Annotated in this window: 10 protein-coding genes; 7 read left to right on the forward strand and 3 right to left on the reverse strand. The window is 40.3% G+C overall.

The window, feature by feature from the left end; translation table 11 throughout:
- Window positions 1-35 precede the first annotated feature (35 nt).
- Complete coding sequence (locus tag K6V30_RS11090; RefSeq protein ID WP_055271215.1) at window positions 36-1088, forward strand: alcohol dehydrogenase; 1053 nt, start codon at window positions 36-38, stop codon at window positions 1086-1088.
- A gap of 4 nt (window positions 1089-1092) precedes the next feature.
- Window positions 1093-1893, forward strand: coding sequence for a TrmH family RNA methyltransferase (locus tag K6V30_RS11095; RefSeq protein ID WP_055271262.1), 801 nt, complete (start codon window positions 1093-1095; stop codon window positions 1891-1893).
- 65 nt (window positions 1894-1958) lie between these two features.
- Here K6V30_RS11095 and K6V30_RS11100 read toward each other — a convergent pair whose 3' ends face one another.
- From K6V30_RS11100 to K6V30_RS11110, 3 genes are all read right to left on the reverse strand, one after another.
- Window positions 1959-2777 carry a hypothetical protein gene (locus K6V30_RS11100; RefSeq protein WP_010537089.1) on the reverse strand — a complete coding sequence of 273 codons (819 nt, stop codon included), beginning with the start codon at window positions 2775-2777 and terminating at the stop codon, window positions 1959-1961.
- 153 nt (window positions 2778-2930) lie between these two features.
- On the reverse strand, window positions 2931-4874 hold the full coding sequence (locus K6V30_RS11105) for a DUF2075 domain-containing protein (RefSeq protein ID WP_022301598.1): 1944 nt from the start codon (window positions 4872-4874) through the stop codon (window positions 2931-2933).
- Window positions 4875-4883: 9 nt separating this feature from the next.
- Window positions 4884-5213: a nucleotide pyrophosphohydrolase gene (locus K6V30_RS11110; RefSeq protein ID WP_022301599.1), complete on the reverse strand. Its 330-nt coding sequence runs from the start codon at window positions 5211-5213 to the stop codon at window positions 4884-4886.
- Between the two features lie 311 nt (window positions 5214-5524).
- Here K6V30_RS11110 and K6V30_RS11115 point away from each other — a divergent pair, with 311 nt between their 5' ends.
- From K6V30_RS11115 to K6V30_RS11135, 5 genes are all read left to right on the forward strand, one after another.
- Window positions 5525-8626, forward strand: coding sequence for a DEAD/DEAH box helicase (locus K6V30_RS11115; protein WP_055271213.1), 3102 nt, complete (start codon window positions 5525-5527; stop codon window positions 8624-8626).
- A 3-nt stretch (window positions 8627-8629) separates the two neighbouring features.
- Window positions 8630-9025, forward strand: coding sequence for a (deoxy)nucleoside triphosphate pyrophosphohydrolase (locus K6V30_RS11120; protein WP_010537093.1), 396 nt, complete (start codon window positions 8630-8632; stop codon window positions 9023-9025).
- 1554 nt (window positions 9026-10579) lie between these two features.
- On the forward strand, window positions 10580-12241 hold the full coding sequence (locus tag K6V30_RS11125; RefSeq protein WP_010536421.1) for an IS1182 family transposase: 1662 nt from the start codon (window positions 10580-10582) through the stop codon (window positions 12239-12241).
- A gap of 823 nt (window positions 12242-13064) precedes the next feature.
- Window positions 13065-13277, forward strand: coding sequence for a helix-turn-helix transcriptional regulator (locus tag K6V30_RS11130; RefSeq protein WP_055271322.1), 213 nt, complete (start codon window positions 13065-13067; stop codon window positions 13275-13277).
- A 9-nt stretch (window positions 13278-13286) separates the two neighbouring features.
- Window positions 13287-14858 carry an RNA-binding domain-containing protein gene (locus K6V30_RS11135; protein ID WP_055271324.1) on the forward strand — a complete coding sequence of 524 codons (1572 nt, stop codon included), beginning with the start codon at window positions 13287-13289 and terminating at the stop codon, window positions 14856-14858.
- The last annotated feature ends 31 nt before the right edge of the window (window positions 14859-14889 follow it).

A 14889-nucleotide genomic window follows, 5' to 3' on the forward strand; every position in this document is an offset into this window, starting at 1 on the left:
ACTAGAATGAATCTATTAATTGACAAGAAGAGATTATGCTTGCATATACATATATTGAACACGGAAAATTTGAATTGCGAGAAAAACCGGAACCGGAAATTACGGATGCACGGGATGCAATCGTGCGTGTGACTCTTGGCAGTATCTGTACCAGTGACCTGCATATCAAACACGGTAGTGTGCCGCGTGCAGTACCCGGAATAACGGTTGGACACGAGATGGTAGGTGTCGTGGAAGAGGTGGGAGCTGAAGTTACATCAGTCAGTCCCGGCGACAGAGTGACTGTGAATGTCGAGACTTTCTGTGGGGAGTGTTTCTTTTGTCATCACGGATATGTCAACAACTGTACCGACCCCAACGGTGGCTGGGCTTTAGGCTGCCGTATCGACGGCGGACAGGCGGAATATGTCAGAGTACCTTATGCCGATCAGGGACTGAACCGTATTCCCGATACAGTCAGTGATGAACAGGCTCTTTTTGTCGGTGATATCCTTGCCACAGGCTTCTGGGCAACTCGTATCTCGGAGATTACGGAGAAAGATACTGTCCTCCTCATTGGTGCCGGACCTACTGGAATTTGCACTTTGCTCTGCTCGATGCTGAAGAATCCGAAACGTATCATTGTCTGTGAAAAGTCCCCTGAAAGGATTCGGTTTGTCCGTGAACATTATCCCAATGTACTGATAACGACACCTGAGAACTGCAAGGAGTTTGTACTCCAAAACAGTGATCACGGTGGAGCTGATGTTGTCCTGGAAGTGGCGGGGACCGAAGATAGTTTCCGGATGGCGTGGGACTGTGCCCGTCCCAATGCGATAGTCACTATTGTGGCTCTTTACGACAAACCTCTGCTTTTTCCTTTGCCTGAGATGTATGGCAAGAACTTGATTTTCAAAACGGGTGGAGTGGACGGTTGTGACTGCGCAGAGATTCTCAGGCTGATTGAGGAAGGGAAGATAGATACCACTCCTCTTATTACCAATCGCTTTCCGCTGAACGAGATTGAGGAGGCATATCGTATCTTTGAAAACAAGCTGGACGGCGTCATCAAGGTAGCGATTGTATGTCAAACCGAAAGTAATAAATAAGAATATGCCTGTTATCGAAATATCCTCTTTGTCTCATCCCGGAGTTGAGATATTCTGTACTCTTACCGAGGCTCAGTTACGCAATCGTATCGAGCCTGACAAGGGTATTTTTATCGTAGAAAGTCCAAAGGTTATAGAGAGAGCTCTGGACGCCGGTTATGAACCTTTAGCCATTTTATGTGAGCATAAACATATCATTGGCGATGCCTCCGACATCATTGAACGTTGTGGCAATGTGCCTGTCTATACGGGTAGCAGGGAACTGCTTGCTACATTGACCGGTTATGTTCTGACACGTGGTGTTCTTTGTGCCATGCGTCGTCCTGCGGTGCGCAGTATGGCAGAAGTCTGTCGGGGAGCCCGGCGCATCGTCGTGATCGACGGTGTTGTTGATACAACCAACATCGGTGCTATTTTCCGTTCGGCAGCCGCCTTGGGAATTGATGCTGTACTACTGACGCGTAACTCTTGTGACCCGCTGAACCGTCGTGCGGTCAGAGTATCGATGGGAACGGTCTTCCTTATACCATGGACTTGGATGGACGGTTCTCTCAGCGACTTGGGCAAGCTGGGCTTCCGTACAGCTGCCATGGCACTCACGGATAACTCTGTTTCCATTGATGATCCTGTCCTGACAACCGAACCCAGATTGGCTATCGTGATGGGTACCGAAGGGGACGGACTTTCGCCGGAAACGATTGCCGAAGCTGACTACGTAGTCCGTATTCCTATGTCGCACGGCGTCGATTCGCTCAATGTAGCCGCTGCGACTGCCGTAGCTTTCTGGCAACTTCGTGCCCGATAGTTCTGAGGTTTTAGGATATGTTGGTGTAATAATCTTTAATAAAAAAGATTTTATGAAGGTCCTTTTTATTGTCGGGACATAAGTTCCGCAAATTGATCGAGTGACTGGACATTATATTTCTCAATGAGATCAATGCATTGTTGAAGATAATCTTCATCCACTTTTACTCCATTCCATTGGTACCATCGTTTTACCATCTCAATACCTGCATTATGCTTCTTGGCAACATTCCAAATCGTGACGAGATCATCTTTTTGTTTTCTTGATTTTAACCGTTTCAGCTCAAGTGCCCCTTTGTAGATTTTGATTTCCTCATCATAGATGAGCTGTTTCTTTAGCGTCAGTTCATCATCTCCCAGAAAAGTGACATGAGTCATGAGTTTTAGGTCGTTGCTTAAATCGGCTACTGCAATACCATGGTCGGAAACGATGAAATAGCCGCCATTATTCTTGCGGGTATACAAGACTTGCGGATTGTTATATACAAAGTACTCGAATAAGTTTTCTCCCTTGCGGTCTATTTGATAATGGTCGATGTAACGTTCTTTATATCGTTGCATGAAATGCGCTGTGTAATGCATCACCATATCACGGGGCTTGAAACCCGACATTTGGATATAGCCATTGCTTGAAGCGCCGACAATGGGGGCGTAAGCCTGAAATCCTACGCCTTGCATATATGAATTGTGTTTTCCCACCACTGTCCACACATTTCTTCGGGTGGTGGTGAGGGTTATACGCTGGGTCGCCAAAGGATATGGCAGCATGTTCTTTGTTTTCTTACGAACCTTATCCATGAACATATTTGCTTTGGTCGATATTTCGATGAGGTCCTTATGCACTTCGGCATACAGTTCCTCGTGAGTCATACTTGTAAGATACATACTTTGTTTTTTTTGATTGTGTATAACGGTAGTGGTTATCTTCGTATCTGATGTCGTCTGTAGGACAGTTTTTTGTAAATGATACGGAAAACAAACGCTTTATTTTGTTTGGAACCTGTTTGAAACAAGTTCCAGCCAGCCTGCCATACTTTCTTATTTTCTATCTCTAATTTTAGCTCTCAAATATTCTTTTAAATTTTCATCACAGCAATATACATAGCAACCTTTCATTCCTCTGGACATTAAAACACGGTAGATGTTGCGGGCGTAGTTATCAAAATATGCCGCATTTCGTTTTAACATAGGATCTTTGATTTCTTTAATGTCTGTAATCAGACATTGTTGCTCTGTGTCATACCGTAAATCAGGACCGATGATGACACCTATGTAATCAAATTCAAAACCTTGCGCCGTATATATACATCCGACTTGTTTGATGCCTTCGGGTTTATATGCCCATTCATACCACTTGACATATCCCTTGGGAATATTGGTAATAGTATCTTTGGTTTCCCACGGCATTGCGAAGTTCCCGATGGTAACATCTTTTACAAAATCTCCGTTCTCATCCAGAGAACTTGACCATGGCCAGCAAAATCCTGCAGTCAGGCGTGCGCTTTGCCCGTCTATACTGTCTTTTCTCTTTATCTCATCATACAGTGTTTGAGGATCGTCGAATATTTTAAAGTCAAATTCATCTTCTTTGAAGGATGATTTTACAGGTTCATTATAGATAACTTGTTCAAGCCAGTCCAGATAGTTGTCCGAACCATTGCAGCGGAACTGGGATTTTAATTCGACTTCTGCAATATCGGCATTGTATTCTTTGGCACATTCCCGAATGAGTTGGGAAGATCCGATCTCGACGCTTCGAATGGCTTGTTTGTCGTCGATAAAGAATACGGATATCTTGGCTGCTTGGACGATTGTTTGAATCTGTGTAAGATTGGTTCGTTTATCAGTCGGCGTGTATTGGTTGTTTGCACTATTAGAGATGCGATGGGCTTCGTCGACCAGCAATACATCTATATTATTAGGTTCACAGTTGGCCGGAATAAACTGAGTTACATTTGAAAATAGCAGTTTAGCCTTACTGCCACGCGGCAACCGGTCTTTTACCCCTTCCAGTAAAGGTTTTGATTTTGTGGCATAACGGATATTATAACTTTTCTTGTTTCCCGCCAATAGAGCCAGGATATGTAAGGCAATCACTGTTTTTCCGGTTCCCGGTCCTCCTTTTACGATAATGATACTTTTCTTGTTACCGATTTTGCGGATTTTATCAAGAATGACATTGCGCGCTATAATCTGCTCTTCGATTAGGGCGAATGCGGATACATTACCCTCATGAATCAGGTTGGCTGCCGATTCCAGCAGTTTTTTAGAAGGGCGTATGGGACTGTTGATCATTTTGTGGAAGATCGTTTCGCCATCGCCGTTGCCTAATGCTTGCTGCAGGTGTTGGGCGAGTTCCTGCACTTCGTCGCCGGCGTACGTTTTGTATGCTTGCAGGAGTTCGCTGTATTTCTCATCAAATAAGGTATTGGGTGTTTTGTTTTTGCGGTAATTGTAGCAGTATGCGAGTCCTTCGATATGAAGTTCTTTGCTGCTCAATATTTCTATGAATCCGGTCAGATAATCATTGTATCCTCTTACTTGTTGGGAAGGGTGGGATACCAGCCGGTGTCCTCCGCCTGTGTATGCCTGTACCTGGAATGTGGTGTCTGAATCTTCGTCGACGTTGAAGTTTCCTTCGCAGTCAGCATCCCGGACCCCTTTGTTGTCCCATTGTTTTAATTCGATATGGACTACATTTCCCTGATTTTGTGAGTTTCTACCATATAAGATGCAGTCAATGCGTTTCATGTTGTATGGAACGAGGTACTCGAATGTCACATATGTATCAGTAACTCCGCTCAACTGAAGCAAGTCTTTTATTTTAGGGGCATTATTCCCCCATGACATTAGTTCTGAATTGCTTGGGTGTAAGTTATAATAGGTGGCGGCCTTTGTTATTTTGTCTGTAAACAGATTGGTCATTACATCATGAAAAAACGTAGCCTGCGGTTCTTGGTATAATACTCTTTTGCCGGTCATGGTGTTCGGTTATAATTCGTTATATTTCTTAGCAGATCCTTTGGCTTTCTCAACCGGATACTTTTGCGCATTCTTCTCTATTTTATCCAGTATGATTTGGGCGACATCAAAATTATATTTATTAGCAATGAGTAATGCGTAATTGAGGACATCTGCCAATTCTTCTTTTATTTTTTCAACATTTGCCTCTTCCGGTGATTTCCAGAGAAAGAGTTGGTTCAGTTCTGCTGCTTCAATGGATAATGCCAATGATAAATCTTTAGCATTGTGAAATTGGGCCCAGTCCCGTTCGTCTCTGAATTTCACAATGGTTTCTGTAAGTTCTTCTATTGTTGCCATATTATGTTGTTTATTCTGTAAAGTCAAAAGATTTGCTTTAGAGTATAAAGCATAAAAACTTATTGATGCACAAAGATACTGTTCTATTTAAAATAGACCTAATCTTCTTCCAGCTATTTTAGCTGAATATTTTGTAGGCTTATTGTTTAAGGATGTACTCATCTATTTAAAACAGGGTATTATTGGCGTTCAGAAAAAAGTAATTGTATTAGCTTTTCTGTCTTTTTATATTTACTTTTGTCTTTGAAGGTGAGATGAACTTTATGGAAGTCTCGGTAGTGCAGGAAAAACAATTTAAATAAATCTTTTATATGCTAAAGAAGGGTATATACGAACATGTTATCAACCAGATAACAAAGCTGCATATTCATGAAATTGAAGAGCAAGGTATGGTTTGTATGTTACAAAATATAGATGAGGCAGAGTCTCCACAAATACTAGCCAATTATTTGGGGAAGGTGATTCGCCAGAAACTTGAGGAGATCGAAAATCAAGAAGATCGCGTAAATCTTATAAATAATATCTTGAAAGAAGCTGGGGTTATTGATGAAATTCAGATAGCTGAACCTTCAAAATTGTTAACGGAGGTAATGAGCAGACAACAAGCACTATTACAAGCAGAAAGTCGCATACAAACTATTCGTCCCATCTCTGGCTTTCGCGTAAGTAATCTGTTTACGGGCGGTAGTAGCTTGCTTTCTCTAGGAGAAGAAATACGCCGTGAAATAGCAAGTGCTAATGAGATAAATTTCATTGTATCTTTCTTGAAAGTATCAGGTGTCCGTATATTGCTCAATGATTTGCTCAAATTCTGCCAAAAAGAAGGGAATCGTTTGCGGATCATAACAACTACTTATTGCGGAGCTACACAGGCTAAAGCAATAGAGCAGCTTGCTGCGTTGCCGAATACTGAAATACGTATTTCTTATAATACAGATATTGAACGTCTACATGCCAAATCATATATTTTTGTGCGCAACTCCGGTATGAATACTGCTTATATCGGTTCGTCAAATCTTTCAAAATCTGCTCAAACTGAAGGTCTTGAATGGAATATACGCGTTACAAGTGTTGAAAATCCACATATAATAAAAACTGCTCTTGCTACATTTGAGATGTACTGGAATAGTTCTAATTTTGAGGATTTCCGGCTTGGAGGTATAGAAAAGTTTAATAAAGAAATACATCGTAATATCTTTAGAGATACTTCGAATGAAGTGATATATCGACATTTTACTCTTCTTCCTCATCAAAAACAAATTCTTGACAAGTTACGTGTAGAACGTGAAGAGCTTAAGAATTTCAAAAATTTAGTTGTTGCGGCTACTGGTACAGGAAAGACAGTGATTTCAGCTTTTGACTATCAGGAATTTCGTCGCATACACTCTAGAAGCCGCATTTTATTTACGGCTCATCGGGAGGAAATTCTTCGCCAATCGTTGAATACTTATCGTAGTGTGCTTGGTGATGCAAATTTCGGTACTTTGTGGGTAGGCAATTGCCGCCCACAAGATGAAAGCGAATACGAAAATTTGTTTGTTTCCATCTTTATGTTAAACTCCCGTTTTGAAGATTTTTTTGAGAAACTAGGTGCTGATTTTTATGATTATATCGTGATTGACGAAGCTCACCACAGTCAGGCAGAAAGCTACCGAAAATTGTTTGCTCACTTCGTACCGCAACTCCTTATTGGACTTACTGCTACACCTGAGCGTATGGATGGACGTGATCTTCGACCAGATTTTGGTGGACGAATTAGTGCAGAAATTCGCTTGCCACAAGCTTTACAAGCAGGATTGCTCACACCATTTCAATATCTTTGCGTAACAGATTCTACTGATCTTAGTGATGATGCTCTTTGGAATGGGCAAAAATACAATATCGAGCGTCTTGCGGATAAACTTTGCAGCAAAGAACGAGCTGGGTATATTGTTGAAGCGTTGCATAAATACCTCGCTAATGAATATATGTGCCGTGCACTCTGTTTCTGTGTGAACAAACGTCATGCCGATTTTATGGCAGAACAGTTGAGTCTGTATGGATTTAATGCTCAGAGTTTAACATCGGATACACCATCTGATAAACGCAAGCAACTTGCTAAAGAACTGCGTGAGGGAGCTATTCATTATCTCTGCGTAGTAGATATTTTCAACGAAGGTGTAGATATTCCTGAAGTGGATACTGTACTTTTTCTACGTCCCACAGAGAGTTTAACGATCTTTCTTCAACAGTTAGGACGTGGTTTGCGCCTTTCTGTAGGTAAGACGGAACTCACTGTACTTGACTTCGTAGCACAATCTAATCGTAAGTATGACTTTGCTAGTCGTTTCCGTGCTTTGATGCTCAATCCTGAAAAGAATATTGTTAAGCAAATCAAAGATGGATTCACTTTGTTGCCATCAGGCTGCAGTATCGTGATGGAGAAGAAAGCAAGACAATATATTCTTGATAATATCCAGAGTGCTATTTATAACAAGAATCGCATTATCAGAGAAATCAATAGTTACCTTAATATACCTACCATTTCTCAGTTTTTAGAGAATAATGGACAAGATATTCGTACTCTTTATCATAGTAACAATTGCTGGACATCGCTTAAGCGCGCTGCAGGTCGTATCGCGTACAAAGACGATGTTATAACCAAACGGTTGGAGAAAGGGATGGCTAACTTATTGCACCACAATACTGTATCATTCCTTCATTTTATAGAACTCTTTATCGATGGAAGTAAGCAATATCTTGATACTAAAAATTATAAGTATGCTTTGATGCTATATTACGCTCTTTTTCAGGATCGTTTGGATAAAACAGGTTTTGCCAGTATTTATGAAGCGCTTGAATTGATCCATAAGGAAATGTACAGCTATTTTAAGCAAGAGATTTCGGAAATTATTTCTTATTTGCTTGCGCATCTTCAACTAAAAACGATGCCTTTAGGAGAGGATGTTTTGCCTGGACTTGAATTATACGGTTGCTATACCCGTGAGGAAATTTTTACGCTTGTCGGTAGGCAAACGGAAGCGCGCAAGATGCAAGGTTCTGTAACGGGAGTCTTTAATTTGTCCGAATGCAATGCTACATTACTTTTTGTAACGCTTAATAAATCAGATAAGGATTTTTCTCCTTCAACACAGTATAATGATTATTTCATTAATGAACACTATTTCCATTGGCAGTCACAAAACACAGACTCTCATCAAAATAATGGAGGACAGCGATATACTAAGCAAGCTGATACACAAAACAAAATAATCCTCTTTGTTCGTGAAGAGAAAAAGGATGGTTATGGTAATACTTGTCCTTTCCATTGTTTTGGTCTAGTAGAGTATATGTCTTCTCATGACGACTTCCCTATGAATATCACATGGAAACTTCAACAACCAGCAATGGCACAATATGTTAAAGCAATATAAGCTATGAAACAGATAGAAGTTGTAGCAGCTATAATCTATGATAATGAAAAATACTTTGCAACCCAACGTGGTTATGGCGAGTTTGAAGGTTTGTGGGAATTTCCTGGTGGTAAAATAGAGAAAGGCGAAAGCCATGAAAATGCACTCAGACGGGAAATTCAAGAAGAGTTAGGTGTTGACATTAGTATTGATGGATTTATATGTACTACTGATTTTGACTATCCATCTTTTCACCTTACTATGCACTGTTATCTGTGTACAATTTTAGTCGGTGAATTGGAGCTTCGTGAACATAAATCTGCACGGTGGCTAGTACTAAGCTCCCTTGATGAAGTTATGTGGCTACCGGCAGATAAAGAAATTGTTGAATATTTATTAGAAAATAGGTATGAGGAGTAATAGCCAGAAAAATATCATTATTATTTTCTCACGGCAATTGCTACTATAATCGATTGCTCGAAGACGGTTGTCAATTGTGGGGGAAAACATATATTGGGATATTTAGGGTGTTAATAAATATATTGGGGATTGTTATTTCCCGATGCACCATGCCTATAATATTCGAAATGAGGAATTTACGCTTTAAACGGTAGAATAGCGGTCGAATTTGTTTTATTCTTGTGAAAATCAATATTTTAGCATCAATTTTCCCTCATTTCATAAGAACCAGCAAAACTTTAAATTTGCCACGAAGTTCACTTCTACTTTTCCTTTTGCAAAGGTACGAAATATACGTGGAATTATCGCCGATTATGTCAACTAATTGCAGGAGACTTTCACGCAAATTTAACTGCATAACTTTCCGCAGTCGACTAAATTAAGAAATTGTAGTATATGCAAATTATTTACATTCCACGCTCTTAATAGATAAAGATACCGAGTTTTATATATTGCCAATATACAAATAGACTACATTTTGTTTATCATCACAGGATAATTACCTACTTATTAAGCATACAATAGAAAAATCAACATGTGTTGTACAGAACGACTGTTCCAAGATGTAACCAGATACTTGATTTAGATATGTGGTTATAACTGCAAGAATCAGGTCATCATTAGTGACAGTTCCTGATATAAAAGCCGTAGTATAAATAAATACAAGTAGTAAGTTAAGCCGATTATAGCCCTAAATAATCAGATATAGTAAGTTATAGAGACTAGGGGCTATGACTGTATATAGGCTTGGCAGACAAAAGAAAAATCAAATATTTCTCTGCTGAATCTCATCGGTTGTGATGAGTATAAATGTGGCGCCCTGATTCAGGGCCTCATCCTTGTGTAATTTTTAAACTCTATTCCAGAGGGGGTATTTTTTTACCACCGCCTTGTTTTAGGGCTTCGGTTTTCATTTTTAGAGACTCCTTGATTATACAAGGCATGATAACTAGCGGAATGAAAGCTACGGTATGGTGTACGAACATAATGCAGTAGTATGGGGTAGCAAATTGCGACATCATATTCAAAAAAGTGATGGCGCCGTGTTTCACGGCTTCACCCATGTGAGAAATGTGACATTATAATTCAGGATGGCATGTCTTAAAACCTCCGCCTTGTTTTAGGCTTCGGTTTAGATTCCAAAGGGGGCATCGTTTTGGGGACGCCTTCTAAATGGGCCTCACTGTCATTACATATATTTCTAAAAGCACCGTCGTGATATACGACCCTGGTTCAAGAATTAGTGGAATGCAACATATGAGGTAGCTTGAAAATACCCCATCTTGCGATTAAAGTAGTAATATCACAAAAATGCGGATGATGTACTTTGAAAGTACCCCATCTTGTGATTTAAGCAGTAATCCACCAAAAGAAAAATATCAGGGAGGGCTCAATTCAAGAGGTTGTGTCAAAATGCTGGCACAACTTTTTTTTATGCGCAAAGCCCAGACTTTCCCAAGCCCGGGCTTTGTTATTACCTAATTTTTTTGTAACTTTAGGCATTACATTTTCGTTATGGCAAAGTTACATTTTCGTCCTTACATTCCCAACCAAACCGTTCTTTTTCCACAAAGAATTGATGAAAACATAGCTGCGAACGACCCTGTCCGCATCGTCAATGCAGTTGTTGATAATCTCAATCTTGATAATTTCAAGAAGCTTTATAAAGAAACTGGGCGCTCAGCCTATCATCCTAAGATGATGCTCAAGGTCATTATCTACGCTTACATGAACAATATCTATTCCTGCCGTAAAATCGAGAAGCTTCTTTTGCGTGACATCCATTATATCTGGCTTGCCGGTAATGAGCATCCGGATTTTATTACCATCAACCGTTTTCGTAACCGTGTAAAGGAGGAAATAAACAACGTATTCACGCAGTTGGTTCTTGTCCTTGCCGACAAAGGTTTCATCAGTCTTGACGTGGAGTATATCGACGGTACCAAGATCGAGTCCAAGGCCAACAAATATACTTTTGTCTGGCGCAAGACAGTCGAAAGGAACCGTACAAGGTTGATGGATAAGATCCGCATCCTTCTGGAGCAGGTGGATGAAACCATTGCACAGGAGAACTCCGTAAAAGACACATCCGTGGAGTTCACTCCCTCCATGCTCTCGGGCATAGCGAATGAACTTAAAGAAGCCCTGGAACACCGGCCTGCAACAAAGGACAAGGAAGAAAAGAAAACCCTGCGGGAGAAAAAGAAACAGGTCAGGGAACTTGAAGGGTATCGTGACAAGCTGATGGAATACGACAATCACCTTGATGTCCTTGGAGAACGTAATTCCTATTCCAAGACCGATCCTGATGCCACATTCATGCGCATGAAAGAAGACGCCATGAGGAATGGGCAGACCAAACCCGGATATAATTTGCAAACAGGCACTGAAAACCAATTCATCATAGACTTCCGACTGTTTCCCAACCCTACCGATACGCTGACCCTCATTCCTTTTTTCCACTCCTTCCGGCACCGCTATAACCGCTTACCTGCTATCGGTGTGGCAGACTCCGGTTACGGCTCGGAAGAAAATTACCGGTTCATGCAGGAGAACGGGATAGAAGCCTTTGTCAAGTACAACTACTTCCATAAAGAACAGCGTCCCCGTTATACGTCCAACCCGTTCCATGCGGAAAGTCTCCATTACAATGCGGAAGGGGATTATTACGTTTGTCCGATGGGGCAGCACATGAACCGCATAGGAACCAAACGTGACAGAACGGTGAGCGGATACACCACCGAAAGTGCCCGGTATAAGGCACAAAGATGCGAGGGCTGTCCTTTGCGTGGAAGTTGTTTTAAAGCACGGGGGAACCGTATGATAGAAGTCAACCACCGGTTAAACCAATACAAACGACAAGCCCGGGAAAGGTTGCTCTCAAAAGAAGGAATCAGGCATAGAGGCAGGCGGTGTATAGAACCGGAAGCTGTTTTTGGACAAATGAAATACAACATGGCATACAGAAGGTTCCGGCATGTGGGAGAAGACAAGGTGACAATGGACTTTGCCTTCTTTGCCATAGCTTTTAATATCAAAAAGATGTGTGCAAAACTGAGAAAGGCAGGAAAGGGACTCATTACATTTGCTAAATCTATGCTTATTGGGCTATTTATAAACCGCTACAAGTGGAAGATAGCAACGTCTTACCAAATGAATCAGAAAAAAGCATCATAAGCAAAAGAAAATATAGCAGGACTGTAAAACGTAAAAAAAAGGTTGTGCCAACGTTTTGACACAACCTCCTTTGGGATTGATATGTTACATATATGTAACGATTTGTTCCTCGTTGTTTATTATGTACTATAGTATGGGGTAACGAAATGTGACTCCATGTTATAAGGGGTCATCGTTTTTTGGACGCCCCGTTACAGGGCCTCCCTACAATTCCATATATTTCTAAAAGCACCGTCGTGATTTGCGACACTGGTTCAAGGTTTGGTGAAATGTAATAGATGATGTCCTTTGAAACGACCCCATCTTGTGATTAAAGCAATAAGCAAACAAAAGAAAAATATCAGGGAGAGGTCGCAATTCAAGGGGTAGCCGAAATGGACACCCCTTTGATGGGTGACATATGCATAACGATTTGTTCCTCATTTATCATTATTGCTAAGGATGTACTTTGAAAGTACCCCCTTACACTTAACAAGTAATCAAACAAAAGAAAATATCAGAGGCAAAGCCTCTTTCTTCTTTTCCCTCTTTTTGAATATAGCTTTACTTTATTATCCGTATATGTAGGGTACGACATTAAAGTAAAGTCATTCTATTTTTCTTTTGTCAGCAAATCTCTTTAAGAACATAAAAAGGAAAATGCGCTATCCCTCGTGGAAATCTATCAAAAACACCACATTTCCACGACTTATAAATACTTTTTTATTAAAATCAACAATGGCACTTAGTCAATTTTATGCGACTATTCAAATTAACCTGAAAATTATTCGCCCATTACGATAAATTTTAATATGTTTGCATTAAACTATAAACAAATTCAGTCATGAAGCAACTAAATAGGATTAAAATTGTATTGGTTGAAAAAAATAAAACAGCTCGCTGGCTATCTCAGCAGGTAGGCAAGAATGCATGTTCAGTGTCTCGCTGGTGTACAAATGCTTCACAACCAGACTTGGAAACACTGTTTCGCATCGCAGAGCTCTTGAATGTTGATGTGAGAGAGTTGATTCATGTAGAAAAAGATAAATCTAACTAAGTAATCCACATGGCTATTCCAGTTAACATAGAAGATCTACTTCACAAACGCAAAATAGAATCCACCCGCATTGAATTTAAAAAAGGTTGGAATCCTGATAAAATCTATCGTACTATTTGTGCTTTCGCCAACGATATTGATAATCTTGGAGGAGGATACATTGTTGTAGGTGTAGAAGAGGAAGATAATACAGGCATCGCAAAACGCCCTGTAACAGGAGTTCCTGTTGAAGAGCTTGACAAAATCCAGCGTGAAATGATTGGCTATAACAATAAGATTGATCCTTATTACATGCCAAGAGTTGATGTTCAGGAGGTAGATGATAAATATGTATTGCTTATCTGGGTACCAGCAGGTGTAAATCGTCCGTATAATGTGCGTGAACGTGTTACAGCGAGCAATCAATCACCATGTAAATGGTATGTGCGTAATGGTACCAATACCATAGAGGCAAAAGGCGAAGTATTGGATGAATTGCGTGAATTGGCAAGTCGCCTTCCATTTGATGAAAGAGGGAATGAAAATATTGAACAGACAGATATTTCTAGAGCATTGGTTCTGGATTATCTACAAACTGTAAATAGTCGCTTGGTAGCTGATTTTGAAAAGCTGTCAATGTCTGAGATATTGTCTCAAATGGACTTATTAGTTGGACCAACTGAATGTCAGCTAGTGAAGAATGTAGCTGCTATGATGTTCTCTAAAAATCCAGCCAAGTTCTTCCCAACCACGCAGGTTGATATTGTAATCTTTCCAGAGGGCTGCATCAAGAATCCCAATAATATGATTGAGGTTCCAAAGATCGTAGGTCCTGTACCTGAAATGATTAAGCAAGCATTGGACTATATCAAAACAAATGTTATCAAGAAGAGAATCATCAAACCTAAAGATAAAGCGGAGTCTATAACCTATTTCAACTATCCTTACCAGGCGATTGAAGAGGCTGTAGTTAATGCACTATATCATAGAGATTATCAAGAGCGTGAGCCAGTGGAGATAACAATTGAACCAGATAAAATATCAATTCTTAGCTATACTGGCCCAGATCGCTCTATAAGTTTGGATGCTATTCAAAAGGCAGAACGTCTAAAGTCACGTCGATATCGTAACCGTCGTTTGGGTGATTACCTTAAAGAGTTGCAGTTGTCGGAAGGTCGTGGTACTGGCATCCCAACCATTCAGGACGAATTACGCAGAAATGGCTCTGCTCCAGCTGTGATTGAAACCAATGAAGAAAGAAGCTACTTCTTGATAGAAATCCCTTGTCATGAGGGCTTTGAGGGTTCTTTAACTATAGGTGAAGCGAAAAATGAGGCTATAAATGAGGCTATAAATGAGGCTATAAATGAGGCTATAAATGATAATGCACAAACTGTCTTATTGGCAATATCAAAGTCGCCTCTTATTAAGCGCAAATCATTATTGGAAAATATCGAAATTTCCAAAGCAACTTTAGAAAGAACCATTAAACAGCTATCATCAGAGCCTTTAGCTTTGATAGAGTATCAAGGATCTTTAAAGACTGGTGGTTATGTGCTAACAGAGAAAGGCCAAGCTTTTGTTAAATCATTGGAGGAATAATAATGGCTAGAATAAAAAAATAATAGGATTA

The organism is Bacteroides faecis, from assembly GCF_020091505.1.
GTDB classification, from domain to species: domain Bacteria; phylum Bacteroidota; class Bacteroidia; order Bacteroidales; family Bacteroidaceae; genus Bacteroides; species Bacteroides faecis.